The following is a 24,475-nucleotide window of genomic DNA, read 5'->3' as shown; positions in this document are numbered from 1 at the left end:
TGATTTAAGTGATCTTATGGTCTCCAAAGCTTTAAAATTATAATAATTAAAGTGATAAAATATCACTCCCTGTACTTAAAATTATAGTAACAGGAAAACCGAATGCCTTAAAATGATAATATTGGTTAAATAAAGTGGAATTCTGCTTTAAAAATCGCAAATTTGCATAGGCAGTTTTTTATCAACTTTACAGGGAAATGAAGAATTGCCGGATAGAAAATATTGTCATATTTTAGTCAGCAATCAAGTACATAATTAATGATTTTTGTAACGGGTGCAACCGGAATCCTGGGAAGGGTAATTGTTTTGGAACTTCTGAAAAAAGGGAAAAACGTTCGTGCCTCCAAAAGACCGGGCAGCAATTTAAACGATGTAAGGCATTCTTACGGCTTTTATACAGAAAATCCTGATGATCTTTTTAATAAGATCGATTGGGTAGATGTAGATTTTGATGATATTGATGCGCTTCAGGATGCATTAAAAGATGTGGATGAGGTGTATCACTGTGCCGCAAAAGTAAGTTTCCATCCTCATGACGAAAAAGAAATGTACCACACCAATGTGAAAGGTACTGAAAATTTGCTGTTTGCCTGTGAAGGTTCGGAAGTGAAAAAATTTCTTCACGTAAGTACCATTGCTGTTTTGGATGTTTTTAATGAAAAAGGCGAATTAGACGAGTATTCAGAATTTAATCCCAAAGAAGAACATTCTGCCTATGCCATTTCTAAACACCTTGCTGAAATGGAAGTATGGAGGGCCTCTGCTGAAGGGTTGAATACCATCATTGTGAATCCCGGAATGATCATAGGAAGCGGAAACTGGGGGCAAAGCAGTGGCGATATATTTCCCACTTTTGAAAATAATGGCTTTACCTTTTCCGGTGGAACCAGTTATATAGACGTCAGAGATGCAGCCCGGATTTCTATTCAGCTGATGGAGAAAAATGCTTTCGGGGAACGTTTTATTCTTGTTTCCGAAAACAAAAAATATGCAGATCTCGGAAAACAGATCAGGTCTCAGCTTGGATTAAAAGATGCAAAAATCCTTACAAGATTTCAGCTGAATCTGGGACGGTTGGCCAATATTCTTTTCGGCTGGTTGATTCCTAAGCTGAAAATCATTACAAAATCAAATATTGAAGCCATCTCATCACTCAATACCATTTCCAATCAGAAAATAAAAAAAGAGCTTGATTATCAGTTTATTCCCGTAAAGGAAAGTGTTGATTTTCATCTTAAAAATTATATTAACGACAAAAAGCTGAATTCATGAATCTTGCAGCAGCAATTATCCTTAAAAATGTAGAAAAGCATCCGGTAAAATCAGCGATAGGCTTTAAAAAGAAAGATGAAGCCTGGAAAGAGCTGAGCTGGAAAAAATTCAGCGAAATCGTTTTTAAAACAGCAAATGCACTGAAAAATGCAGGAATTCAGGAAAATGATAAAGTAGCTATTTACTCAGATAATTCTTCTGAGTGGATGACTGTTGACCTTGCTTCAATGGCAATCGGTGCCGTTACTGTACCTGTATATTCTACTAATAATGCAGAGCAGGCAGAATATATTATCAGGGATTCTTCAGCAAAAGCTGTGCTTGTCGGTAGCCAGGAACAGTATGATGCCTGTCTGGAGATTTTACAGAAAGAAGAAAACAGTTTGGAGACCATTATTGTCTCTAAAAAATCGGTTTGGATCAAAAAAGAATTCAACAGTTTTTATCTCGAGGATTTCATTGCAAAATCATCTCCCAAGCTGGAAATCTGTAAAAAAGAATATGACGATACGGCCACTCTGATCTATACGTCCGGAACAACGGGAACTCCTAAAGGCGTTATGCTTACCCACGGAAATTTTATCAAGGCTTTCGATTCCCATTTTGAATTTTTTAAATTTAAAAATTTTGAAGAAGAACTGTCGCTGGCCTTCCTTCCATTAAGCCATGTCTTTGAAAGAAGCTGGAGCCTGCTTTGCCTGTATGGCGGTGCAAGAGTGTATTTCCTGGAAGATCCGAAAAATATCGCCAAAGCCCTGGAAGAAGTAAAGCCTACTACAATGTGTGCTGTGCCGAGGTTTTTCCAGAAAGTATATGCCGGAGTTTTGGAAAAAGCGGAAGAAGGCTCTTCGCTTAAGAAAAAGATTTTTAAGTGGGCGCTGGCAACAGGTTGGCAGACTGCAGAGCTTAGAAGAAATGAAAAACCGGTTCCTTTTGGATTGAAACTGAAGGAATCCGTTGCAGATAGGCTGGTTTTCAGTAAAATTAAAGAAAGGATGGGCGGCAGACTTTGGTTCTTACCTTGTGGGGGAGCGTCGCTTTCGCCGGAAGTCACCAAATTCTTTGATTCAGTGGGAATTCACATCACGGTAGGGTACGGACTGACTGAAACAACCGCTACACTGACCCTTTTCCCGTTGACCCATTTTGAGCATGGAACCAGCGGAAAACCATTACCTGGTGTAGAAATCCGTATCGGCGAAGGCGATGAGATCCAGGCGAAAGGAAACGGTATCATGAAAGGATATTACAATAAGCCTGAAGAAACACAGAAAGTTTTTACGGAAGATGGATGGTTCAAAACCGGGGATGCCGGAAAGTTTGATGATAGAGGAAACCTGATTATCACAGACAGGATCAAAGATTTAATGAAAACCTCCAACGGTAAGTATATAGCACCGCAGCAGATCGAGAACCTTCTTACCAATAATAACTTTATCCAGCAGATTATGCTTGTGGCAGAGGGAAGGCAGTTTGTTTCAGCGCTTATCGTTCCCAATTTTGAGTTTCTGCAGGATTTTATCAAAAAAAACAATATTCCTTTTACCAATTGGGAAGAAGCCGTAAAAAACGAGAAAATTATTGCTTTGTATAAGGAAAAAATTAATGAGTTACAGGTTCATCTCGCAGATTATGAGAAAGTAAAAAAGTTCACCTTAATGCCTGCAGAGTTTGATATCAATACCGGAGAAATAACTCCTACACTGAAGGTCAAGAGAAATGTGGTCCTTAAAAAATATGCGGATATTATTGAGAGCATGTATTAAACACAGCTTGAATCCATTACAACAGATGCGCCGTTTTTTATTTTAAATCAGATTATGACAACACAAGAATTTCTAGGAAAACAAAATTTCACTATCAATAATCAGACGGTTTCAGACAGCTGTCCTTCCAATATCGCCCTCATTAAATATTGGGGTAAATATGCTGATCAAATCCCTGCAAATCCAAGTATAAGTTTTACTTTAAACCATTGCAAAACCAACACTTCTATAGAGTTTTTTGCCAATGAAGCTTTCACTGTACAAACTTTTCTGGCGGGCAATGAAGAAACGAAATTTGCTGAAAAAATAGAAAAATACTTTAAAAGTATCGAGCAGTACCTCCCTTGGATACTGAAAGGAAAATATATCATCAGAACAGAAAATACTTTCCCGCACAGCTCAGGGATTGCAAGTTCCGCTTCCGGGTTTGGTGCCATTGCAAAATGTCTGATGAAGCTGGACGAAATCTTTTCAGGAAAATCATCTGAGGAAGAATCATTACAAAAAGCTTCATTTCTGGCAAGATTAGGTAGCGGAAGTGCCTGCAGAAGCTTGTATAACGGGCTTGTAGTCTGGGGGGTAACGGATGAGGTAGAAGGAAGCTCAGATCTGTTTGCGGTGAAATATCCCGATGATGAAATTCATGAAATATTTAGAAACTTTAATGACTGGGTTTTATTGATTCATGAAGGTCAGAAAAGCGTATCCTCAACCGTAGGACACGGCCTGATGAATACGAATCCTTATGCGGAAAGAAGATTTCAGGAAGCAAGAGAAAACTTTGTTCCCATGAAACAAATTCTTAAAAGTGGCAACCTGGAAGAATTTATAAGATTGGTTGAACATGAGGCACTTACTCTTCATGCCATGATGATGATGAGTGATCCTGCCTTTATTCTGATGAAAACCGGAACGCTGGAGGTAATCAATAAAATCTGGGATTTTAGAAAAGAAACAGGCCAGCCGTTGTTTTTCACGCTGGACGCCGGAGCCAATGTTCATCTTCTGTTCCCAAACAATGGTTCTGAAGATAAAATCAAAACATTCGTCGAAACCGAATTACTGCAGCACACCCAGAAAAATGGAGTAGTGAAGGATGTAATGAAGTTTTAAAATAATAAGTAATAAAGAAAATAAAAATCTGCTTAATCTGTGAGAGTTTTTTTCGCTCGCAGATTAATCAGATTCTTTTTGAGTTTTAAGTTAAAAAGTCAGCTTAGGAGAACTTTTCATAATCTTTCTAATTCAAAATGTAGAAGGTTTTTATTGAAAAGGGGCATTCAGGAAATCATTGAATGGCTTTATCAGCTTAAAGATTTTCGTTAGGTTTTTTATGGCATTTTTGTCCGTGATTTCTTCATCTTTCAGGGAATATACCACAATAAAATTCTTTAGTTTCAGATATTCACTCATTGGATTTTCCTTTTCAAATCCCTGGGGAATTTTTTTCAGTTTATCATCCTGATCAAGTTCTGGAAAATGCTTTTTAAAATCTTTCTGATTGATGATTTTAAGAAAATCCTCACCGTATAAAGAAATTTCCTTTCTTACTTCTTTCAGGACGGAAGATTCCGGCATATAAATACCACCCGCCAGGAAAGATTTACCCGGTTCCAGATGAAGGTAATAGCCGCCTTTCTGGCTACCTTTGCCCATTCCGAGGGAAGCTCCGAAGTTAGTTTTATAAGGTGATTTGTCTTTTGAAAACCTTGTATCTCTGTAGATTCTGAACAATGATTTTTTGCCGTCAATTTTCCCCAGTTCCTCATCAAAACCCGACATTTCTTTAATCAAGCCATCAAGGAAGGCAATAACATTTTCCTGTGCTTCTGTATAAGCGGCTTTGTTTTCATTAAACCAGTCACGGTTGTTGTTGATGGTAAGATTTTGTAAAAATTTCAGGGTTTCCGGATTTATAGTATGCATGTTTTTTAAAATTTATTAGGTGGGCTTTTTAATTTATTTAACCAAGTTAAAAAATAAACTTATGCTGACCAAAAATTATAATATATAGCGAATGTATTAAAATGCAGAACAGATTTTTTAATTTAACTTAAAAGCAGAGCTTTTATCATCCACAGCCTGGGAAGAATAATGGGCTATAAATCCAGTAATAATGGGAGATAAATAAGTTGGTAAGAAGGGACGTTTTAAAATGAAATTTTACGTTGAACCATGCTATTTTTGAAAATTCATAAATAATAGCGAAAAAATCAATCCAATTTAATAAAAAAAAATAATGTTTAACATCTTTTTAATGCGAGGCCCGTTTTTTTGGATTTAATTTTTAAAAAATTAAAAAAATATTAAAGGATTCTGAATTAAAGTTTACATATTTAAAACTTTATTCAAAAACAAATCAAATATTTGTTGTATCTTTGCAAAAATTTTAAAATATTTAATGAATTTATTTACGGAGTCCAATTTAAGTCCTGACATTCTTAAGGCAATTGGCGAACTGGGTTACGAAAGCCCGACAGAAATCCAAAAACAGACTATCCCTTTCATTCTTTCAGATATTCGCGATTTGATCGCACTTGCGCAGACAGGGACAGGCAAAACAGCAGCGTTTTCGCTTCCGATTTTGGATATGATTGACGATACGAGTCGCAAAATCCAATTATTGGTGCTTTGTCCGACACGGGAATTATGTCTTCAGATTTCTAAAGACATAAAAAATTACTCCAAGTACATGAGAGACATCAAAACCACAGCGGTTTACGGTGGAAGCAGTATTATGGATCAGATTCGTTCTTTAAAGGATAAACCGCAAATTATTGTAGGTACTCCGGGAAGAGTAATCGACCTTATCAACAGAAAAGCACTTGATTTTTCGGCTATTCATTGGTTAGTTTTGGACGAAGCTGATGAAATGCTTTCCATGGGTTTCAAAGATGAGTTGGAAACAATTTTAAGTGAAACACCGGATACAAAGCAGACTTTCTTATTCTCGGCAACGATGAACAAAGAAGTGGAAAGAATTTCCAAAAATTATCTTACCAACCCGCACCGTATTTCTGTAGGTTCTATTAACGAGGTTAAGAAGAACATTAAGCATGAATATTATGTGGTAGGTTACCGTCAGAAAAAAGAAGCTCTTAAGAGATTAATTGATGCCAATCCAAACCAGTATTCTATTCTTTTCTGCAGAACAAGAATGGAAACTCAGGAAGTGGCAGATTTCTTAATGCAGAATGGTTATGCAGCTGATGCGCTTCACGGAGACCTTTCCCAGGCGCAGAGAGATACGGTAATGAAGAAATTCAGACTGAAAAACATTGATATCCTTGTAGCGACAGACGTTGCAGCAAGAGGATTGGATGTAAATTCTTTAACACACGTGATCCACTATTCTTTACCTGATGATCCGGAAGTATTCGTTCACAGAAGCGGAAGAACCGGTAGAGCAGGAAAAGACGGTATTTCAATGGCCTTAATAAAGCCGGAAGAAAGCAGAAAGCTGAAGCAGATCAAATCTACAACTAAAATCGATATTGTAGAGAAATTTATTCCAACAGGTGATGATATTATCAAAGCTCAGGTTGGAGGAGTTTTTGAAAAGCTATTTACAGAGCATGAAGAAGATATCTTTGAATTTAACGATAGCTTAATTCCTGATCTGAGTGCCTTCACTAAAGAAGAATTAGTTCATAAACTGTTACAGTTCCAGCTGAAAGATCTTGCTCTTTATTACAAAGACAAACATGATCTTGTTGAGCAGAAACTAAGCAGCAGAGATGACGATTATTCAAGAAGAGACAGAGGTCGTGACAGAGACAGGGACAGAGGAAGAGACCGTGATCGCGGCGACGGAAGAAGCAGAGACCGTGGCGGAAAACCTAGAAGAAAAGATGAGAACATGGTAAGGTTCTTCTTCAATTTAGGGAAAAAAGATCAGTTGAAAAAGCTTGATGTTTTGGATATCATTAATAAAGCTACAGCCGGAAAAAGCAAAAAAAGAGCAGAAATCGGTGACATTGAAATTTTAGAGAAATTCTCTTTCTTTGAAGTGGAAAAATCTTTCCAGGAAAATGTAATGAGCAATATTCCTTCAATGAAGTTTAAAGGAAAAGAAATGAGAGCTGAAGTAGCAAACTAAAGCATCTCCATCAATATAAAAAACCGGCTTTTAGTCGGTTTTTTTACTTGATAATCAGGTGGTAATCGAATGTTAACAAAACTTAATGTTATATTGTTTCAGGGCAAATCCTTTTTTAGGAAATTTGCACTCAAATTATAAATACATAACAATGGGAATTGGTAATATTTTCCACGCTTTTCAACCAAAAGATAAAATTTTCTTTGTACTTTTTGAAAAAGTAACTGAAAACCTAGTTGCAATGTCTGAGGACTTTAACAACGGAATCAAAGATTTCGATCTTAATGACGACACCATGTTAAAAAGAATGAGCGACTATGAACACAAAAATGATGAACTTACCCATGAGATCTTTGTTGAATTAGGAAAAAACTTCATTACACCTTTCGACCGTGAAGATATTCATACCCTGGCAACCGGCCTTGATGATATCGCAGATTACATCTACGCTTCCACAAAATACATCTTCCTATACAAATCGCCTGAAATGAAGGCCTATTCAGATTTTTCATTACTGATCCACAAAGCTTGTCTTGAGATCCAGAACGCGATGAAAAACCTTAAAGGATTCAAAAATATGGACCAGGTGAAAGAAGCATGTATCAAAGTGAACTCTATTGAAAATATTGCAGATGACCTGTTATCCAATTCTATGGTAGATCTGTTTGAAACCAATGATGCCATCAACATTATCAAAGTTTCATCCGTACTTAATTATCTTGAAATAGTAACTGACAAAGCAGAAGATGTTGCCAACACTATTGAGAACATCATGATTAAATACGCTTAATTAATAATTATAACTAAACAATGGAATTTCCGATTTTACTTATAGTTATTATTGCCTTGGCCTTGATTTTTGATTACATTAATGGTTTTCATGATGCTGCCAACTCAATTGCGACTATTGTTTCTACAAAAGTTTTAACTCCATTTCAGGCCGTTCTTTGGGCAGCACTTTGGAACTTTGCCGCTTTTTTCCTGGCCGCTTATGTAATTGGAGAATTTAAAATTGGTAATACAATTGCCAAAACGGTTAATGAAAATTTTATCAATCTGGAAGTTATATTTTCAGGACTTATTGCAGCCATCGCCTGGAATCTTCTAACATGGTGGTTTGGTATTCCTTCTTCCTCTTCACATACACTGATCGGAGGTTTTTTAGGAGCTGCTTTAATGCACGCTTTTATGCTGGATTATCATGCTGTAGCAACAGCGCAGCCGGATTTAGGTATTTGGCAGACCATTAAGGAAGCATTCACTCAGGTTACCCATCAAAGTGTGGTGAAATTTGATAAAGTGATTCCTATCTTTTTGTTTATCTTCTTAGCTCCTTTTATCGGGATGCTGATTTCAATAATCATTACGCTTATCATTGTTCATCTTTATAAAAGATCAAACCCGCACAAAGCAGATCAGTCATTTAAGAAGCTGCAGCTGGCATCTTCAGCATTGTTCAGTTTAACGCACGGGTTAAATGATGCTCAGAAAGTAATGGGTATTATAGGGGCTGCAATCATTTTCTATCACGTAGATATTATTCATGATCCCCTTTATCTGAACATTGCATCAGCAGAACGTTTTAATTATTTTGCTCAACATTATTTATGGGTTCCGTTAGTCTCATTCCTGGCAATTGCCTTAGGAACAATGAGTGGAGGATGGAAGATCATCAAAACAATGGGAACTAAAATTACTAAAGTAACTCCATTAGAAGGTGTGAGTGCAGAAACAGCCGGAGCAATTACACTATTCATTACAGAACATCTTTCAATTCCGGTATCTACAACACATACCATCACCGGTTCGATCATCGGGGTAGGACTTACAAAGAGAATTTCTGCTGTACGATGGGGAATTACAGTAAGCCTTCTTTGGGCTTGGGTGTTAACGATTCCGATTTCGGCAATTGTTGCAGCAATTACTTATATGGCAGTAGCATTTCTGGCTTAATTTAAAGTTGAAACTATAATATAAACTTTGTCCTCCGGGGCAAAGTTTTTTGTTTTATAAAGCCTTGAAAAATTGTATTTTTGTTCAAATTAAAAGATTTTATGGAATTTTTAGACAGATACCAGCAGATCGTTGCTGACGCCATCACTAAGTATACTTTTAAAGACAAGCCTGCGGAACTTTATGACCCTATGAATTACATCATTTCCCATGGTGGAAAGCGTCTTCGTCCTATTATGGTGCTGATGGCCTGTGACCTGTTTGGGGGAGATCTTAAACAGGCTATAAAACCAGCGCTGGCCATTGAGTTTTTCCATAATTTCACCCTGATCCATGACGATATTATGGATGAAGCTCCGCTGAGAAGAAACAAACCTACCATTCATACCCTTCATGGGATTAATGTTGGAATCCTTTCCGGAGACGGATTAATGCTTAAAGCCTATAAATTTTTCGAAGACCTTGAACCCGAAATTTTCAAGGCATGCATCAGGATCTTTACCCATACGGGTCTCCTTTTGTGTGAAGGACAGCAGTACGACATCAATTTTGAAACCCAGGAAGATGTAACCTACGATGATTATATCCGAATGATTACCTATAAAACCGGAGTTTTAAGTGCATCTTCTTTCGAGATAGGGGCACTTATTGCAAGAGCTAATTTCAAAGATGCCAAAGCGATTTTCAATTTTGGAAAACATATTGGAATTGCTTTCCAGATTATGGATGACTACCTGGATGTATTCGGGGACCAGGCCCAGTTTGGGAAAAAGCATGCAGGAGACATTTATGAAAACAAAAAAACCGTTCTTTATCTTTTAGCCAGGGAACATGCTACAGAAGAAGAGAGAAAAGAACTGGATCACTGGTATGGTAAGAAAACAGACAACATCGACAAAGTATATGGGGTTGAAAAAATCTTCAGAAGAACCAAAGTGGATGAGAAAGCATTGCGCCTGATTGAAAAACATAACGAAATAGGGCAGAGCTACCTGGAAAAGATCAATATTCCTGAAGAAAAGAAAAAACCTTTTATAGAACTGGCTAATTACCTGTTGAGAAGAGAGAGCTAATTAAAGGTAAAAGGATTTAGGGCTTAGGGATTAGTTGTTGGTAACAGTTATCTTAGCCCTAATTCCTAAATCCTAATCCCTTACCAATGAAATTCAGAACTGAAGTTGACATTCCCAAGTCAGAGAAAAAGATCGATGTTGAAGATAAAATATTTTCAATAGGCTCTTGTTTTGCTTCGGAAATGACAGATTTGCTGGGACAGGGACAGCTTCAGACCGTGAATAACCCCTTTGGAACCATTTTTAATCCTTTTTCGATCAGCAATGCCGTTAAAAGGCTCCATGATTCGGAATTCTATACAGAAGATGAGCTGATCACTTTTAATGATGAATTTATCTCTCTGGATCATCACAGCAGCTTCGACAGAAGATACATCCACCAGACCCTGGATGTAATCAATGCCGGAATAGAGGAAGGAAACCGATTTCTTCAGGATGCCGGCTGGGTAATTATTACTTACGGAACTTCGTTTATTTATGAATTTATCCCGAAGAAAAAACTGGCCGCCAACTGTCATAAAATTCCTCAGAAGTTTTTTGAAAAAAGGCTGCTTTCTCATCAGGAGCTTACAGATTCTATCTACAACACGGTTTTAAACCTGAAAGACATCTGCCGGGATGATGTACAGATCCTGTTTACCGTTTCACCGGTCCGCCATACAAAAGATGGAATGGTTGAGAACCAATTGAGTAAATCCAAGCTGATCACAGCAGTTCATGAGTCTGTTTCTCAACTGGAAAACTGCCATTATCTTCCTGTTTATGAAATACTGATGGATGATCTGCGTGATTACCGTTTTTACAGGGAAGATATGATTCATCCTACTCCTCAGGCTGTCAGTTATATCTTTGATAAATTCGGTGAAGCCTATTTTTCAGATGATACGAAAAGCTTTATCAAAGAAAATTTTAAGATCAATAAAGCGCTGGAACACAGGACGGATGATGAAAAGGATCCGAAATATATTGAGTTTAGAGAAAAATTATGCCAGAGGATTAAAACCCAGAGGGAAAAAGTAAGACATAAAATATTTTTAAATGATTGATTTCACTACCCTTGAATATCTGCAGTCCGGAAATGAAAAGCAGAAAAGGGTGTATGAAGTTCTTACAAAGCATAAGGTCTTTGAGAAGCTGAAGCCATATTCCCCGGTGCTGGCAGGAACTATTCCTATCGGAATTGATGTTGAAGGCAGCGATTTAGATATTATTTGTGAGGTAGATCTTTGTTTTGAAGAAGATTTTCTGGATGATATTATGTTCAGCCGGCTAATTCCTGCAGATGCAGATGTGAAGGTTGAAAACATTACCATACAGGGAGAAAAAAGTATTGTTCTGAACTTCATGCTGGAAGAATTTCCAGTAGAGATTTTCGGGCAGAACAAACCGGTGCTTGCCCAAAATGCTTATCAGCATATGATAGCTGAATACAGAATATTAAAAGAAAAAGGAGAAGATTTTAAATATAAAATAATAGAACTTAAGAAACAGGGAATCAAGACTGAGCCGGCCTTCGGTTTATTGATGGGCTTGAAAAACCCGTATAAAGATCTGTTGAAATTTTAAGAAAATGATTGACACACATACGCACTTATACGCAGAAGAATTTGATGAAGACAGAGAAGAAGCTATTCAGCGAGCTCTGGATAAAGGAATTACAAAATTTTATCTTCCTGCTATCGATTCGGAATCTCATGAGAAAATGCTTCAGCTGGAAAGCGAATATCCCGAACAGATCCTTTCTATGATGGGACTTCATCCATGTTATGTAAAACCGGAATCCTGGGAAAAAGAGCTGGAGATCGTTAAAAATTACCTTGATCAGAGGGATTTTCCTGCCATAGGAGAGATCGGTATCGACCTTTACTGGGATAAAACAACGCTTGATATCCAGGTGAAAGCTTTTGAGCAGCAAATCGACTGGGCTATAGAAATGGATCTTCCTATTGTGATCCATACAAGAGAAAGCTTTGATGAAACATTTGAAGTTTTGGAAAGAAAAAAACACCCGAAGCTCCGTGGAATTTTTCATTGCTTTTCAGGAGATCTGGAGCAGGCTAAACATGCCATTGACCTCAATTTTATATTGGGAATAGGAGGGGTTGTAACCTTTAAAAATGGAAAAATAGATCAATTTTTAAATGAAATTCCTTTGGATAAGATCGTTCTGGAGACAGATTCTCCTTATCTTGCCCCGGTTCCGCACAGAGGAAAGAGAAATGAAAGCTCATATCTTGATCTGGTAGCAGGAAAGCTGGTGGATATTTATGGCAAAGACTTCTCAGAGATTGACAGGATTACAACGGAAAATGCAGGTCAGTTATTCGGGTTATAAGGCCGAAACTCAAAAGAATACCTTCTGAAATATATTGAAAATAAAATTCCCTTTTAAGTTGGGGATGTATAGACTTAAAAAAAGCTTCTCAATGAGAAGCTTTTTCTTATTTTTTTCTGGTGAAATTTTTATTCTTAGGTTTCTTGAATCCGGTTGGAGTACTACCTGCTGACTTATTGTTATTCTGAGGTTTTGGAGATCTCGAAGATCTTCTTTCGCCACTGCCAGCCGCCATAGGTTTATTATTGGAATCCCTTTTCTGTGCTACCAGATTATCGGTATGGAAAGGGTGATCCTTTACCACGGGAATTTTCTTTCCGATCAGTTTTTCCGTATTTCTCAGATTCAGGAGATCAAGGCTGTCTACAAAAGAAATTGAAGATCCTTCTGCCCCGGCTCTTCCCGTTCTTCCGATTCTATGAACATAGGTTTCAGAAACGTCGGAAAGTTCAAAATTAATAACATATTTAAGTTCATCAATATCAATACCTCTTGCGGCGATGTCTGTAGCCACCAGAATCCTTGTTTTTCCGGACTTGAAATTATTCAGGGCATTCTGCCTTGCATTCTGGGATTTGTTACCGTGAATCGCTTCTGCTGAGATATTGTCTTTCTGAAGCTTTCTGGCAATTTTGTCAGCACCGTGTTTCGTTCTGGAAAATACCAGTACGGAATCTGCAATATCATTCTCCAAAATATGAGAAAGAAGGTTAAGTTTGTTTTCCTTATCTACAAAATAGACCGACTGCTTGATGGTTTCTGCTGTGGAAGAAACCGGGGTAACTTCTACTTTCACAGGATTATCAAGGATGGAATCTGCCAGTTTTTGAATCTCGGAAGGCATTGTTGCTGAAAAGAATAAGGTTTGTCTTCTCTGTGGAAGAAGTTTGATCACTCTTTTTACATCATGTACAAAACCCATGTCAAGCATTCTGTCCGCTTCATCAAGAACAAAGATCTCAATGTTTTTCAGGCTGATGATCCCCTGGGCAATAAAATCCAGAAGTCTGCCCGGGGTAGCTACCAGGATATCAATGCCTTTTCTTAAGGCTGCTTCCTGATTTCCCTGCTTTACACCTCCGAAAATAACAAGTTGTTTAAGCGGAAGATATTTTCCGTATGCATTGATGTTTTCCTCAATCTGGATGGCAAGTTCTCTTGTTGGCGTTAAGATCAGGGCTTTTATATGATTATTCTTGGTCTTGCTTTTTGATAAATTCTGAAGAATAGGAATCGCAAACGCCGCTGTTTTTCCTGTTCCTGTCTGTGCGCACCCTAAAAAGTCACTTCCTTTTAGGATTTCAGGAATAGATCTCTCCTGAATGGGGGTTGGATTGGTATATCCCTGTTCCTGAATTGCTTTTGCAATAGGTTCTATTAAGTTTAAGTCTGTAAAATTCAAATGAATGTTTTTTAATTTTAAAATAAAATTCCCTCAATGTGAAGGAATTATAAGATACAAAGGTAGTCTAAATATTTTTAAACGGATTATTTTACTTTTGTCCACTGCTGGTTGTGTCTCAGTTCTTCAATGAACATATAGACTTCTTTCAGCTTTTCGCTTCCGCTTTTGCCGTAATCTTCTACGTTTTTGGAAGTTCCGTCTGCAAAATTAATCCTCAGATATGAAGTGGGAAGATCTGTTACGTTTCTTGTTCCGTAATTGTCTTTCAGGCTTTTAACGTCAAGACCATTCAGTAAAGAAACCAGTTTGTTATAATCTGTTTCTTTGATTGTACCTTTAAAAGTCCCTTCACGGGGTTTAGAAAATTCACCTTTTGAAAAATCTTTGGAGAAGTTAAAATGTTCAGCCTCAAGTATAGCTGACCTGTCCGGATTGATCGTGATGGTGAAAATAGGGCATGAACCAAAGCATGGACCTGCCTTATATTCAATTTTAGAATATTTTGAATCAGTTTTCTGTGTTGTACAAGACAATAAGAATATAAATGCGCAAAGACTGAGTATGTATTTCATAACGAATGATTTTCCTGATTTCTTTCAAGAATTATTCCAAACGGAAACTGTTCAGGCGTTGTTAGTTATTCCAGCGATGAAACACAGCAGCCTTTGGTAAATGATAATCTTAAAAGGGCAGATTCAGTATCTATTGATTCATAATACTTTGATCTTTTTTTGTCCTTATTGTAGTAGGAATAACTTTTTATTTCGCCTTTGTCAAAGGCGATTTTGTTTTTGAAGAACAACGGCTCCATGTCATACAGGATATTATTGTTGAAACCTTGGTCGCTGTTGGTAATGTCCAGCTCAATGATTCCTAAATTTGTTCTTCCTTTATCGTTACGGATAAGATGGTAGGTATAATGAACCAGATCATTTTCCGCTTTCTTTTCAACCAGTTCCAGAATCTGGTCTGTTTTTGCCTTTTTTCTTTTCCTGATATCAGCAATTTCGGATTCTAAAGAAATATCACCTTTGAAATAATCAAAATTTCCGGGTCTGATATCTTTCTTTTCATCTTTTATCAAAACAGGGAGAACCGGGTTGGTGTCCTTGTTTAAATTGTAAATAACTCCATTTCTGCTGTTGTTAAAATACAGGACGGATAAATCGGCATCACTTATAAAATACTGAATATATTCACTCACCTCACGAGTTGTACCCTGATCTGTCACTTTATCGTAAGTAAATCTATATTTTAACCTTTTATTAAATTCATACTTAAAAAAAGCCTTATCACTTAAAGGTGCCGGTTCATTTGTTTTGGATAGTTCCAAAGATGAATCACTGTCCTGGGCATACGCCAGGGCAGGCAGAAGAAATGAAACAAAAATAACAGCGGGTGCTGTTATTTTTTTTAATGAGTATATCATCTTTATCCGTGAAGTTTTTTCCAGACTGCGTCTTTCAGTTCTACAAGGCCTTCTCCAGTGACGCCGGAGAAAAATAACGGCTGTCTGTTTTCCGGGAATTCTTTGGCAATTTCTCTTTTCAGTTCTTCGTCCAGAAGGTCGGATTTTGAAATGGAAACGATGAAATCTTTATCCAGAAGTTCAGGATTGTATTCCTTCAATTCATTTTCCAGTATTTTAAACTCCTGGAAATGGCTTTCAGAATCAGCCGGAATTAAAAATAATAAGATGGAATTTCTTTCAATATGTCTTAGGAATCTGTGTCCCAAACCTTTTCCTTCAGCTGCACCTTCAATAATCCCCGGAATATCGGCCATTACAAATGATTTGTAATTTCTGTAATCCACAATACCCAGATTGGGAGTCAGGGTAGTAAATGCATAATTGGCGATCTTAGGCTTTGCAGCAGAAACTGAGGCAAGAAGGGTAGATTTACCGGCATTTGGAAATCCAACCAATCCTACGTCGGCCAAAATTTTAAGCTCGAATACAACGAAGCCTTCCTCACCATCCATTCCTGGCTGTGCGTATCTTGGAGTCTGATTGGTAGATGATTTGAAATGTTCGTTCCCTTTTCCTCCTTTTCCTCCCTGCATTAAAATAATCTCCTGCTTGTCTTCGAGAATTTCGCCGATGATTTCTCCTTCTTCATTTTTAGCAATGGTCCCGATTGGAACATCGATATAAATATCAGAACCGTCAGCACCGGTAAGCTGGTTTTTAGCTCCGTTTTCACCACGTTCCGCTTTGATGTGGCGGGTGTATCGGAGTGGTAGTAAAGTCCATTCCTGAGCGTTTCCTCTCATGATGACGTGCCCGCCGCGGCCGCCGTCACCACCGTCAGGACCTCCTTTAGGAATATATTTTTCACGGCGAAGGTGGGCAGAACCGGCACCTCCGTGTCCGCTTTTACAATGGATCTTTACGTAATCTACAAAGTTAGACATATAGTTTGTGTTGCGGGCTGCGGGTTGCGGGGCCAAAAAACTGGCATCCTATATCCCGTATTCCGATTATTTTATTTTCTCTACTTCAGCAAAAAGTTTTTGGGAAATTTCGTCAATTTCTCCTACGCCGTTTACTTCAACATATTTTCCCTGTTGCTTGTAAAGTTCAGCTACTTCTGCTGTTTTCGTATAATATTCTTTAATTCTGTTTTCAATGATTTCTACATTGCTGTCATCAGATCTTCCGCTGGTTTCACCTCTTTTAAGAAGTCTTTCCACTAAAATTTTATCTTCTACCACTAAAGAAAGACAAATGTCGATCTTGTCGTTCAGCTCCTCTGCTACAATTTTTTCCAGTGCCTGCGTCTGTGCAGTTGTTCTTGGGTAGCCGTCAAAGATAAATCCGTTGGTATCCGTTGGTTTTCTGAGTTCATCGATCAGCATATCCGTTGTTACCTGATCAGGAACCAGTTCTCCCTTATCGATGTAAGACTTAGCCAGTTTTCCAAGCTCCGTATCATTTTTCATGTTGTATCTGAAAAGATCACCTGTTGAAATCTGTTTTAAATTGAATTTTTCGATCAGGTTTTGAGCTTGTGTTCCTTTTCCACTTCCTGGAGGGCCGAACAGAACAATGTTTATCATAATGTTGATTCGCCTGCAGCCTTGAGCAATAAGCTTTCAGCCTTTAGCTTTTTTAGTTAATATTTACTTGAGTTCGATTTTAATATTTAAAGCTAATGGCTAGTAGCCAAAAGCTAATAGCAGTAATTAATGGTTGATCTGTCCTTCTTCCAGCTGATACAGATTTGAAAGGTTTCTTCCTAATTCATCATAATCAAGACCATATCCAAGAACAAATTTGTTCGGAATTTCCTTTCCGATATAGTCCAGCTTGAAATCTTTTTTGTAAACGTCAGGCTTTAATAGGAATGAAGCCAGCTTTACAGATTTCGGACGCTGTGTTTCTGTGAAATATTTGAACAGGCTTTCAACCGTATTCCCTGTATCTACAATATCTTCCACAAGGATGATGTGACGGTCTTTTACATCTTTAGTCAGTTCCATTTTCTGGTATACAATCCCTGTAGATTCTGTTCCTACATAAGAGCTCATTTGGATGAAAGCAATTTCGCATTCGCCCGGATAATATTTCAGAAGGTCTGAGAAGAACATGATTACTCCGTTCAGAACACCTATGAAAACAGGAACTTCATCCTTGTAATCTTCATAAATTCTTAAAGCTGTTTCTTTTACAATTTCCTGAATTTCGGCGTCCTTCAGATAAGGAACGAAAGTTTTGTCGTGAACTTTAATGCTTTCCATAAAAAATTTTAGTAGTTGGCAAAGTTACGGATTTTTGATTAAAATCTTTTCTACTTTTATTCCGGATTTAATAAACATATGGTTTAAAAATAATATCCTGACATAATTCAAGGTGATTCTGTTAGGCAATTCCCGTAAAACTTAGTGTTGCAGGCATTTTTCGCATAGAAAATACTGCTTCCAAAAATTTTTACCGTTATAGAAATATTGGTTTTCCTGACATTTGGGTTTATTTTTTATATGAAGATTTTATTTTTTTTATTTGAAAAAAATGAATAATTAATAATTTACTATCTTTGTATCTCTCAAACCCATAATACGAGCATGTAGGATTCAATTTCTTTCCGATTTTACCAAGCAGTAACCGATGTGTTGCTGATGTTTAACTATTATATAAGAAAGAAATAATGATTTTACTGCAAAATATATCCTTCGGGTTTCCGGGAGGAAATCTCCTTTTCCATTCGGTCAATTTAACTTTACAACCCTATACAAAATCTGCATTAGCTGGTAGCAACGGCATTGGAAAATCCACACTCCTGAAGATTATGGCTCAGGAAATTGAACCTTCAGAAGGGACTGTTACCGTTAAAGGTAATTTATACTATGTTCCGCAGATGTTCGGCAATTTTGATCACCTGTCTGTTGCAGAATGCCTTGCAATCGACAAAAAGCTGAACGCCCTTCAAAAGATCACAAATGGCGAAGTAGACGAAGAATATTTCGAGGTTCTAAATGATGACTGGGATATTGAAGAACGCTGCCGGAATGCATTAAGCTACTGGAAACTGGAAGATCTGGAATTAAATCAAAAGCTGGAAAGCCTCAGCGGAGGCCAGAAAACAAAAGTCTTTCTGGCTGGTATTCAGATCAATCAGCCGGATGTGATCGTACTGGATGAGCCTACGAATCATCTTGATTTGGAAGGAAGGAAATTATTGTATGACTTTATTGAAAAAACAAATTCAACGGTTGTTATTGTAAGCCACGACAGAAGTTTACTGAATCTTGTTGATACCATATTTGAATTAAGCAACCAGGGAATCTCTGCTTATGGCGGAAATTATGATTTTTATGCTGAACAGAAAGAAGTAGAGCAGGAGGCATTACATAATGATATTCATGCTAAGGAAAGAGCTTTAAAGAAAGCAAAAGAAAAAGAAAGGGAAACAATTGAGCGAAAGCAAAAGCTGGATGCAAGAGGGAAACAGAAACAGGAAAAATCCGGCGTAGCAAGAATTATGATGAATACCTTAAAGAATAATGCCGAAAAAAATACTTCCAGGTTGAAAGGTATTCATGCTGAAAAGATCAATAGTATTTCAGGAGACCTTCGGGAACTTCGTTCTTCACTGAAAAATTCTGATCTGATGAAAGTAAATTTTAACGATTCCAGCCTGCATTCCGGGAAAATTCTGGTCAGTGTGGAAGACATTAATTTCAAATACGGAAATAAAAACCTCTGGAAAGATAATCTCAGTCTTGAGATCAGGAGCGGGGACCGGATTTCTGTCAAAGGCTCCAATGGTTCCGGAAAGACAACACTTATCAATCTGCTATTAGGAAATAGAAGCCCGTCCGAAGGAAAAATAATGAGATCAGAGTTTAATACAATATATGTAGATCAGGAATATTCTTTGATTGGCCAGGAAATAAGTGTGTATGATTTTGTACAGCAGTTTAATGACGGGGCAATTCCGGAATCTGAAGTGAAAACTTTGTTGTCAAGATTTTTGTTTGGTAAGGATACCTGGGATAAAAAGGGCGGGATGCTGAGCGGAGGAGAACGTCTGAGACTTTTGTTGTGTGGACTTTCCATCAGCAGTAAAGCACCTGATATGATTATTCTGGATGAACCGACAAATAATTTAGACCTTCAGAATGTGGAGATTCTGACGAATTCAATTAAAGACTATAAAGGAACACTGCTGGTGATTTCACATGATGAGATGTTTCTGGAAGAAGTCAGAGTGGAACGGGAGATTGTTTTGGGTTAAATTAAAATGTTATGACCCGATGATTTTATGCTTCCGTGGATTTTGCTGATTGAGCAGATATTTTGTTGTATTTTGTCATTGCGAGGAGCTCAGACGAAGCAATCTCTTGTAGTTTTTAATAGATTAGATTGCTTCACCTACGGTTCGCAATGACAGTCACAATTTGAATTTATAAATGCTTTAAAATCCACTGATATATATCATTGAAGACATCTGCTTTGATTTCCTCATTTAATATTTCGTGTCGCATTTCGGGATAGATCTTAGTGTTTACATCTTTGAATCCGTCTTGTTTCAAAAGATTAACAGTTTGTATCACGCCTTTTCCAAAATCCCCGATAGGATCATTCTGTCCACTGATGAAAAGCAAAGGAAATGATTTTGGAATAGAAACAGCCCAGTTTCTTGCCGTAGCTTTTTTGTAAATGCTGAACAGTGCATAGAAAGCATTATTGGTAAAAGGAAGTCCGCAGAGCTCATCTTCTGTAAAAGATTTTCTGTTGACCGGATTCAGGCTGAGCCAGCTCGTATCGCTGAAATCTTTATCTTTCCTGAAACGCTTATTATTAACAATATTAAAAAGTGTATTGAGATAAGTAGGGTGATGAGGCGTTATTTTGTTAGCTAATGAAAGATAGCTTTTTATGAGACTGATACCTGCTAAAGGACCACCGGTTCCAACAATAATAGCTCCATTAAATTTTCCACTGGATTTTTGAAGAAGGCAACGGGTAACAAACGATCCCATAGAATGTCCGAGAACAAAATGAGGAACATCAGAATATTGTTGGTGAAGATATTCACCCATTGCTTCAGCATCTGAAATAAGTTTTTCATCGGGGCGATCCAGCTGGAAGAAGCCAATATCTTTTTTATCTTTTACGGATTTACCATGTCCCAGGTGATCATAAGTGAGTACAGCAAGTCCGTGGTCTGCAAAATAAGTGGCGATCTCTGTATATCTTCCGCTGTGTTCCTGCATTCCGTGAATGATGAGTAAAGTGGCTTTTACAGGTGCTTCAACGGGAATGAAAAGGGTGTTGAAAAGCTTTATTTCACTGGTTCCGGAAGGGAAGTAGGATGATTTTTGTGATGTCATAGTGGCTTGTCTTTGATTTCATACGACAACTCTAAATATACGGAATTAATTAGGTCTGTTAAAATGATAATAAATAAATTGAAAGTAGTGATTGGAAAAGATATAATGGACTTTTATATGAAAAGAAATCGCGATATATATTTTCTCAACCACATGATTTCCACCCACCCCAAAAATAAAATCTCCTCATAATTTGCTCACCCTATTTTTAAAAAGTAATTTTGCATGAATCTAAAATAAAAGTAAAATATGTCAACTTACGTAGTTGTAGGTCTTCAGTATGGAGATGAAGGTAAAGGGAAAATCACGGATGTTTTATCGGCTAAATCGGATTATGTTGTTCGTTTCCAGGGAGGGGACAACGCAGGTCATACGGTTTATGTAGGCGAAGAGAAATTCGTTTTGCACCTTCTTCCTTCCGGTGTACTGCAGTGCAAAGGGAAGTGTATCATTGCGAACGGAGTAGTGGTAAATCCTAAATCTTTCATTAAGGAGGTGAATCAGATCGAAAGCAAAGGTTTGAAAACTGATCACATTTTCATCAGCAGAAGAGCGCATGTCATCATGCCTTACCACATTCTTTTGGATACTTACCGTGAAGAAGAGCACGGCGGAACGCAGATCGGAACGACGAAAAAAGGGATTGGACCTTGCTATGAAGATAAAATTGCAAGAGTGGGTATCAGAATGATCGACCTTCTGAATCCTGAAATCCTGAGAGACAAAATCGAGAAAAACTTAAAAATCAAGAATTCTCTTTTTGAAAAATATTACGGAAAACCAACCTTGGACGTTGAAGAAATTTACAACGAATATTTAGAAATAGGAAAACAGCTTCAGGACAGAATCGTTGATACAGAGCTGGAACTAAACGAAGCAATCAGAGACGGTAAAAACGTTTTATTTGAAGGAGCACAGGCTTTGATGCTTGATATTGACTTCGGAACCTATCCATATGTTACTTCATCTTCTCCGTCTACTGGAGGAGTTTGTACAGGAGCAGGAGTTCCGCCAACATCCCTTCAAAATCTTATTGGTGTTGCAAAAGCATACTGTACAAGAGTTGGAAACGGTCCTTTCCCATCTGAATTAGACAATGAATTAGGAGAGAAGATCAGACAGATCGGTGGAGAGTTCGGTGCCACTACAGGAAGACCAAGAAGAACAGGTTGGTTAGATCTTGTTTCTTTGAAGCACGCTTGTATGATCAATGGGATCAATAACCTGGTTATTACAAAATTAGACGTTCTTACTGGAATTGAAAACCTGAAAGTGGTTACCCATTACAAAACTGAAGATGGAAAAATCATCGATTATTTCACTTCTTCAACTGAGAAATTGTATAACTATGAGCCAATTTACCAGGATTTACCGGGTTGGAGCGAAGATATTACAAAAGCAAGAAGCTATGATGAACTTCCTGATACTGCCCAAAAATACATCGAATTTATCGAGAAATATTTAGGAATCAACGTATACCTGGTTTCTGTAGGGCCTGAAAGAAGCCAGAACATTATCAGAAAAGAACTATTCTAATTGTAGAATGACCATAATACAAAAGAGACCATCCGCAGGATGGTCTCTTTTATTTTAATCAAAAAAGAATCTGCCTGAGCCAAAATCATTAATCAGTCAATCTTTATATTTTAATCCTCAGTTACTACCGCATCACGTTCTCCATCCTCTTCTTTTCCTTCCTGTATCATTTCCTCTGCTTCAGCTTTCTCTTCTGCCGTTGCACCCTCTACCTGTTCTTCCTGCTCGTCGTTATGGTGATCAATGAAAAATTCACAATAAACCGGAAGATGATCCGATCCGAAATTCTCAAGGGTTTTCAGTTCCTTGATAAAAATGTCTTCACTGTGGAACATCAGGTCGATAGGAAATCTCAGCAGACGGTATTTTGCATGAAAAGTAGACACAAAAGAACGCCCGATTCTCGGATCAATCAAATGGCTCGTTTTTCTAAATAAGATAGACGATTTTGACCATGCCACATTATTAAAATCTCCTACAACAATAACGGGCTCATGGATGTCTTTAACCCTTTTGGCTGCACTTAGAAGGTCACCATCCCTTTCCTTGGAAGTTTCCTCCTCAGTAGGACTCGGTGGAGGCGGATGCACTCCGAAAAATACAAATGAAAATCCATCCTCAGTCTTCAAATGAGCCTCGATACTCGGAATATCATCAGCCACGAAATAATGGGTCTGTGCGCTTTTAATCTCAATTTTAGAATAAAAATGCATTCCATAAGTATTTTCAAGCGTTACCTTATGCTGAAATGGGTACTCTTTTTCAAGAATCCTCATTGCCTGCTCCCATTCACCATTGCTTTCCATGGTCAGGAACATTTCAGGACTGTATTTTTCTATCAGTTTGATAAATCTGTCATATTCCTTATTAAACTGGTAGACATTAGCTGAAATAAAATGCAGTTTTTGAGATGATTTATGCTGCTGTCTGTATTTTTTAACAGGATATAGAGGAGTATATTTTACAAGGGTTACCCCGTGATGCACAAATAACAGGAGCAAAAGGCCTTGCGAATACAAGAATTTTTGAGGATTCTCAATCAGAAAACCAAAAATAAATGTAAAAAAGACGATATAAAAAATCTGGATCTTACCAAACTCCGGAACCCTGAATATCCAATGGGAACTCTGAATTTTGGGCAGTACCGTAAACACTACCAGCAGCGCGATTAAAAACAAATAGATTCCCCACATAGTATTAAATAAACAGATAAAAATAATCTATTTTTAAATAATTCGAAGCCATTAACTTTTTAAACTTTGTTAATTTTATTAATTCACAATATTTTTCCTACTTTTATGGTATCCGATTAATGACAACTCATATGAATAAACTTGTTGCAATCCCTTTGTTTCTTGGTACTTTATGCTTCGGTCAGCAGAATCAGGACATAGAAAAACCGATCCGCAATCTATTTTCAGGAATGAAAAATGCTGATCCTGAGCTGGTGAAATCTGCTTTTGCAGAAGGAGCGATTCTCCAGACCATCACTAAAGACGGGACCGTAAAAAATGAAAATGTACAGGAATTTATAGCCTCAGTTACCAAATTTTCGAAAGATGATCTTGACGAAAGAATTATCGTTGATGCCATTCATACAGATGGAGGACTGGCAAGTGTTTTTACACCGTATTCATTCTTTTTTAAAGGTAAGTTCTCCCATTGCGGGGCAAACAGCTTTCAATTGGTCAAGCAGCAGAATGACTGGAAAATTCAATACATTATCGATACAAGGAGAAAAGAAAACTGTAAAGAAATAAAATAACAGGAGATCTGATGTATCTCTGAATGCAGTCGAAAGAAAAAAATATATTCTAAAATGAAGATTCACCACATTGCCGTCATATGTTCGAATTATGAAGTTTCAAAAAAATTCTATACTGAAATTCTGGATTTAAATATAATCCGTGAAGTTTACCGTAAAGAAAGACAGTCGTACAAACTTGATCTCGCTATAGGCGATCATTATGTAATTGAGCTCTTTTCATTTCCTGATCCTCCGCCAAGACCGTCCCGTCCTGAATCATGCGGATTAAGACATTTGGCTTTTTCCGTAGAGGATGTAAAGGATAAGAGAGAAGAATTGATAAGGAAAGGTCTTGTCTGCGAAGAGATCCGCATAGACGAATATACCGGAAAAGAATTTTTCTTTACTCAGGATCCGGATCAGCTTCCGCTGGAATTTTATGAAATGTAAAA

At 37.5% G+C, this 24,475-nt stretch carries 23 protein-coding genes; 14 read left to right on the top strand and 9 right to left on the bottom strand.

From position 1 onward, the window contains the following. Positions 1-258 precede the first annotated feature (258 nt). The 3 genes from ACM40_RS07240 to ACM40_RS07230 are packed head-to-tail and all read left to right on the top strand — an operon-like array spanning position 259 to position 4,151. A complete protein-coding gene (locus ACM40_RS07240; protein ID WP_048502158.1) occupies positions 259-1,272 on the top strand; it encodes an NAD-dependent epimerase/dehydratase family protein in 1,014 nt (337 codons plus the stop codon). Continuing rightward, positions 1,269-3,038: an AMP-dependent synthetase/ligase gene (locus ACM40_RS07235; protein ID WP_048502157.1), complete on the top strand. Its 1,770-nt coding sequence runs from the start codon at positions 1,269-1,271 to the stop codon at positions 3,036-3,038. The genes ACM40_RS07240 and ACM40_RS07235 overlap by 4 nt, the downstream gene beginning before the upstream one ends. A 54-nt stretch (positions 3,039-3,092) precedes the next feature. After that, entirely contained in the window at positions 3,093-4,151 is a 1,059-nt protein-coding gene (locus ACM40_RS07230; protein ID WP_048502156.1) for a diphosphomevalonate/mevalonate 3,5-bisphosphate decarboxylase family protein, read from the top strand. A gap of 150 nt (positions 4,152-4,301) precedes the next feature. On the opposite strand, the gene ACM40_RS07225 is transcribed toward ACM40_RS07230, so the two are convergent. Continuing rightward, positions 4,302-4,964 carry a DUF2461 domain-containing protein gene (locus ACM40_RS07225; protein ID WP_048502155.1) on the bottom strand — a complete coding sequence of 221 codons (663 nt, stop codon included), beginning with the start codon at positions 4,962-4,964 and terminating at the stop codon, positions 4,302-4,304. Positions 4,965-5,439: 475 nt separating this feature from the next. Between ACM40_RS07225 and ACM40_RS07220 the strand changes: the two genes are divergently transcribed. The 7 genes from ACM40_RS07220 (at position 5,440) to ACM40_RS07190 (ending at position 12,498) form a co-directional block, all read left to right on the top strand. Then, positions 5,440-7,137: a DEAD/DEAH box helicase gene (locus ACM40_RS07220; protein WP_048502154.1), complete on the top strand. Its 1,698-nt coding sequence runs from the start codon at positions 5,440-5,442 to the stop codon at positions 7,135-7,137. A gap of 151 nt (positions 7,138-7,288) precedes the next feature. Continuing rightward, the gene (locus ACM40_RS07215; protein WP_040998750.1) at positions 7,289-7,927 is read left to right on the top strand and encodes a DUF47 domain-containing protein; all 639 of its coding nucleotides are present in this window, start codon (positions 7,289-7,291) and stop codon (positions 7,925-7,927) included. Positions 7,928-7,947: 20 nt separating this feature from the next. Continuing rightward, positions 7,948-9,090: an inorganic phosphate transporter gene (locus ACM40_RS07210; RefSeq protein ID WP_048502153.1), complete on the top strand. Its 1,143-nt coding sequence runs from the start codon at positions 7,948-7,950 to the stop codon at positions 9,088-9,090. A 101-nt stretch (positions 9,091-9,191) separates the two neighbouring features. After that, positions 9,192-10,163, top strand: a complete 972-nt coding sequence (locus ACM40_RS07205) for a polyprenyl synthetase family protein (protein ID WP_048502152.1) — start codon at positions 9,192-9,194, stop codon at positions 10,161-10,163. Between the two features lie 86 nt (positions 10,164-10,249). Beyond that, a complete protein-coding gene (locus tag ACM40_RS07200; protein WP_048502151.1) occupies positions 10,250-11,209 on the top strand; it encodes a GSCFA domain-containing protein in 960 nt (319 codons plus the stop codon). Further along, positions 11,202-11,729, top strand: a complete 528-nt coding sequence (locus ACM40_RS07195; RefSeq protein ID WP_048502150.1) for a DUF4269 domain-containing protein — start codon at positions 11,202-11,204, stop codon at positions 11,727-11,729. The genes ACM40_RS07200 and ACM40_RS07195 overlap by 8 nt, the downstream gene beginning before the upstream one ends. Positions 11,730-11,733: 4 nt before the next feature. Beyond that, on the top strand, positions 11,734-12,498 hold the full coding sequence (locus ACM40_RS07190) for a TatD family hydrolase (RefSeq protein ID WP_048502149.1): 765 nt from the start codon (positions 11,734-11,736) through the stop codon (positions 12,496-12,498). A 106-nt stretch (positions 12,499-12,604) separates the two neighbouring features. Here the strand turns inward: ACM40_RS07190 and ACM40_RS07185 are convergent, their stop codons facing one another. The 6 genes from ACM40_RS07185 to ACM40_RS07160 all read right to left on the bottom strand — a co-directional run bounded on the left by ACM40_RS07185 (position 12,605) and on the right by ACM40_RS07160 (position 17,644). After that, a complete protein-coding gene (locus tag ACM40_RS07185; protein ID WP_048502148.1) occupies positions 12,605-13,900 on the bottom strand; it encodes a DEAD/DEAH box helicase in 1,296 nt (431 codons plus the stop codon). A gap of 86 nt (positions 13,901-13,986) precedes the next feature. Continuing rightward, complete coding sequence (locus ACM40_RS07180; protein WP_048502147.1) at positions 13,987-14,475, bottom strand: DUF6438 domain-containing protein; 489 nt, start codon at positions 14,473-14,475, stop codon at positions 13,987-13,989. 65 nt (positions 14,476-14,540) lie between these two features. Then, positions 14,541-15,332 carry a hypothetical protein gene (locus tag ACM40_RS07175; protein WP_048502146.1) on the bottom strand — a complete coding sequence of 264 codons (792 nt, stop codon included), beginning with the start codon at positions 15,330-15,332 and terminating at the stop codon, positions 14,541-14,543. 2 nt (positions 15,333-15,334) lie between these two features. Then, positions 15,335-16,318: a GTPase ObgE gene (obgE, locus tag ACM40_RS07170; protein WP_048502145.1), complete on the bottom strand. Its 984-nt coding sequence runs from the start codon at positions 16,316-16,318 to the stop codon at positions 15,335-15,337. Between the two features lie 66 nt (positions 16,319-16,384). Beyond that, entirely contained in the window at positions 16,385-16,963 is a 579-nt protein-coding gene (locus ACM40_RS07165; protein WP_048502144.1) for an adenylate kinase, read from the bottom strand. Between the two features lie 126 nt (positions 16,964-17,089). Further along, positions 17,090-17,644, bottom strand: coding sequence for a phosphoribosyltransferase (locus tag ACM40_RS07160; protein WP_040998776.1), 555 nt, complete (start codon positions 17,642-17,644; stop codon positions 17,090-17,092). Positions 17,645-18,051: 407 nt separating this feature from the next. Here ACM40_RS07160 and ACM40_RS07155 point away from each other — a divergent pair, with 407 nt between their 5' ends. Next, positions 18,052-19,641: an ABC-F family ATP-binding cassette domain-containing protein gene (locus tag ACM40_RS07155; protein ID WP_048502143.1), complete on the top strand. Its 1,590-nt coding sequence runs from the start codon at positions 18,052-18,054 to the stop codon at positions 19,639-19,641. 169 nt (positions 19,642-19,810) lie between these two features. Here the strand turns inward: ACM40_RS07155 and ACM40_RS07150 are convergent, their stop codons facing one another. Next, positions 19,811-20,740: an alpha/beta fold hydrolase gene (locus ACM40_RS07150; protein ID WP_048502142.1), complete on the bottom strand. Its 930-nt coding sequence runs from the start codon at positions 20,738-20,740 to the stop codon at positions 19,811-19,813. 249 nt (positions 20,741-20,989) lie between these two features. On the opposite strand from ACM40_RS07150, the gene ACM40_RS07145 reads away from it, so the two are divergent. Then, on the top strand, positions 20,990-22,276 hold the full coding sequence (locus tag ACM40_RS07145; protein ID WP_048502141.1) for an adenylosuccinate synthase: 1,287 nt from the start codon (positions 20,990-20,992) through the stop codon (positions 22,274-22,276). Between the two features lie 110 nt (positions 22,277-22,386). Here the strand turns inward: ACM40_RS07145 and ACM40_RS07140 are convergent, their stop codons facing one another. Next, positions 22,387-23,469, bottom strand: coding sequence for an endonuclease/exonuclease/phosphatase family protein (locus ACM40_RS07140; RefSeq protein WP_048502140.1), 1,083 nt, complete (start codon positions 23,467-23,469; stop codon positions 22,387-22,389). Positions 23,470-23,600: 131 nt separating this feature from the next. Between ACM40_RS07140 and ACM40_RS07135 the strand changes: the two genes are divergently transcribed. Beyond that, complete coding sequence (locus ACM40_RS07135; protein WP_048502139.1) at positions 23,601-24,041, top strand: nuclear transport factor 2 family protein; 441 nt, start codon at positions 23,601-23,603, stop codon at positions 24,039-24,041. A 54-nt stretch (positions 24,042-24,095) separates the two neighbouring features. Next, on the top strand, positions 24,096-24,473 hold the full coding sequence (locus ACM40_RS07130; protein WP_048502138.1) for a VOC family protein: 378 nt from the start codon (positions 24,096-24,098) through the stop codon (positions 24,471-24,473). Positions 24,474-24,475: the final 2 nt, after the last annotated feature.

This window comes from Chryseobacterium sp. BLS98 (assembly GCF_001045445.1).
GTDB lineage: Bacteria > Bacteroidota > Bacteroidia > Flavobacteriales > Weeksellaceae > Chryseobacterium.
Note: the sequence above shows the minus strand (reverse complement) of the source record. Positions and strands in the feature narration are given on the sequence as shown.

Bases quoted from the DNA above. Each gene is read 5' to 3' on its own strand.
- ACM40_RS07235 (WP_048502157.1), top strand. From the start codon at position 1,269: ATGAATCTTGCAGCAGCAATTATCCTTAAAAATGTAGAAAAGCATCCG.
- ACM40_RS07220 (WP_048502154.1), top strand. From the start codon at position 5,440: ATGAATTTATTTACGGAGTCCAATTTAAGTCCTGACATTCTTAAGGCA.
- ACM40_RS07180 (WP_048502147.1), bottom strand. From the start codon at position 14,475: ATGAAATACATACTCAGTCTTTGCGCATTTATATTCTTATTGTCTTGT.
- ACM40_RS07150 (WP_048502142.1), bottom strand. From the start codon at position 20,740: ATGACATCACAAAAATCATCCTACTTCCCTTCCGGAACCAGTGAAATA.
- ACM40_RS07135 (WP_048502139.1), top strand. From the start codon at position 23,601: ATGAATAAACTTGTTGCAATCCCTTTGTTTCTTGGTACTTTATGCTTC.
- ACM40_RS07225 (WP_048502155.1), bottom strand. From the start codon at position 4,964: ATGCATACTATAAATCCGGAAACCCTGAAATTTTTACAAAATCTTACC.
- obgE (WP_048502145.1), bottom strand. From the start codon at position 16,318: ATGTCTAACTTTGTAGATTACGTAAAGATCCATTGTAAAAGCGGACAC.
- ACM40_RS07165 (WP_048502144.1), bottom strand. From the start codon at position 16,963: ATGATAAACATTGTTCTGTTCGGCCCTCCAGGAAGTGGAAAAGGAACA.
- ACM40_RS07240 (WP_048502158.1), top strand. From the start codon at position 259: ATGATTTTTGTAACGGGTGCAACCGGAATCCTGGGAAGGGTAATTGTT.
- ACM40_RS07200 (WP_048502151.1), top strand. From the start codon at position 10,250: ATGAAATTCAGAACTGAAGTTGACATTCCCAAGTCAGAGAAAAAGATC.
- ACM40_RS07140 (WP_048502140.1), bottom strand. From the start codon at position 23,469: ATGTGGGGAATCTATTTGTTTTTAATCGCGCTGCTGGTAGTGTTTACG.
- ACM40_RS07195 (WP_048502150.1), top strand. From the start codon at position 11,202: ATGATTGATTTCACTACCCTTGAATATCTGCAGTCCGGAAATGAAAAG.
- ACM40_RS07215 (WP_040998750.1), top strand. From the start codon at position 7,289: ATGGGAATTGGTAATATTTTCCACGCTTTTCAACCAAAAGATAAAATT.
- ACM40_RS07145 (WP_048502141.1), top strand. From the start codon at position 20,990: ATGTCAACTTACGTAGTTGTAGGTCTTCAGTATGGAGATGAAGGTAAA.
- ACM40_RS07160 (WP_040998776.1), bottom strand. From the start codon at position 17,644: ATGGAAAGCATTAAAGTTCACGACAAAACTTTCGTTCCTTATCTGAAG.
- ACM40_RS07175 (WP_048502146.1), bottom strand. From the start codon at position 15,332: ATGATATACTCATTAAAAAAAATAACAGCACCCGCTGTTATTTTTGTT.
- ACM40_RS07190 (WP_048502149.1), top strand. From the start codon at position 11,734: ATGATTGACACACATACGCACTTATACGCAGAAGAATTTGATGAAGAC.
- ACM40_RS07155 (WP_048502143.1), top strand. From the start codon at position 18,052: ATGATTTTACTGCAAAATATATCCTTCGGGTTTCCGGGAGGAAATCTC.
- ACM40_RS07230 (WP_048502156.1), top strand. From the start codon at position 3,093: ATGACAACACAAGAATTTCTAGGAAAACAAAATTTCACTATCAATAAT.
- ACM40_RS07205 (WP_048502152.1), top strand. From the start codon at position 9,192: ATGGAATTTTTAGACAGATACCAGCAGATCGTTGCTGACGCCATCACT.
- ACM40_RS07130 (WP_048502138.1), top strand. From the start codon at position 24,096: ATGAAGATTCACCACATTGCCGTCATATGTTCGAATTATGAAGTTTCA.
- ACM40_RS07210 (WP_048502153.1), top strand. From the start codon at position 7,948: ATGGAATTTCCGATTTTACTTATAGTTATTATTGCCTTGGCCTTGATT.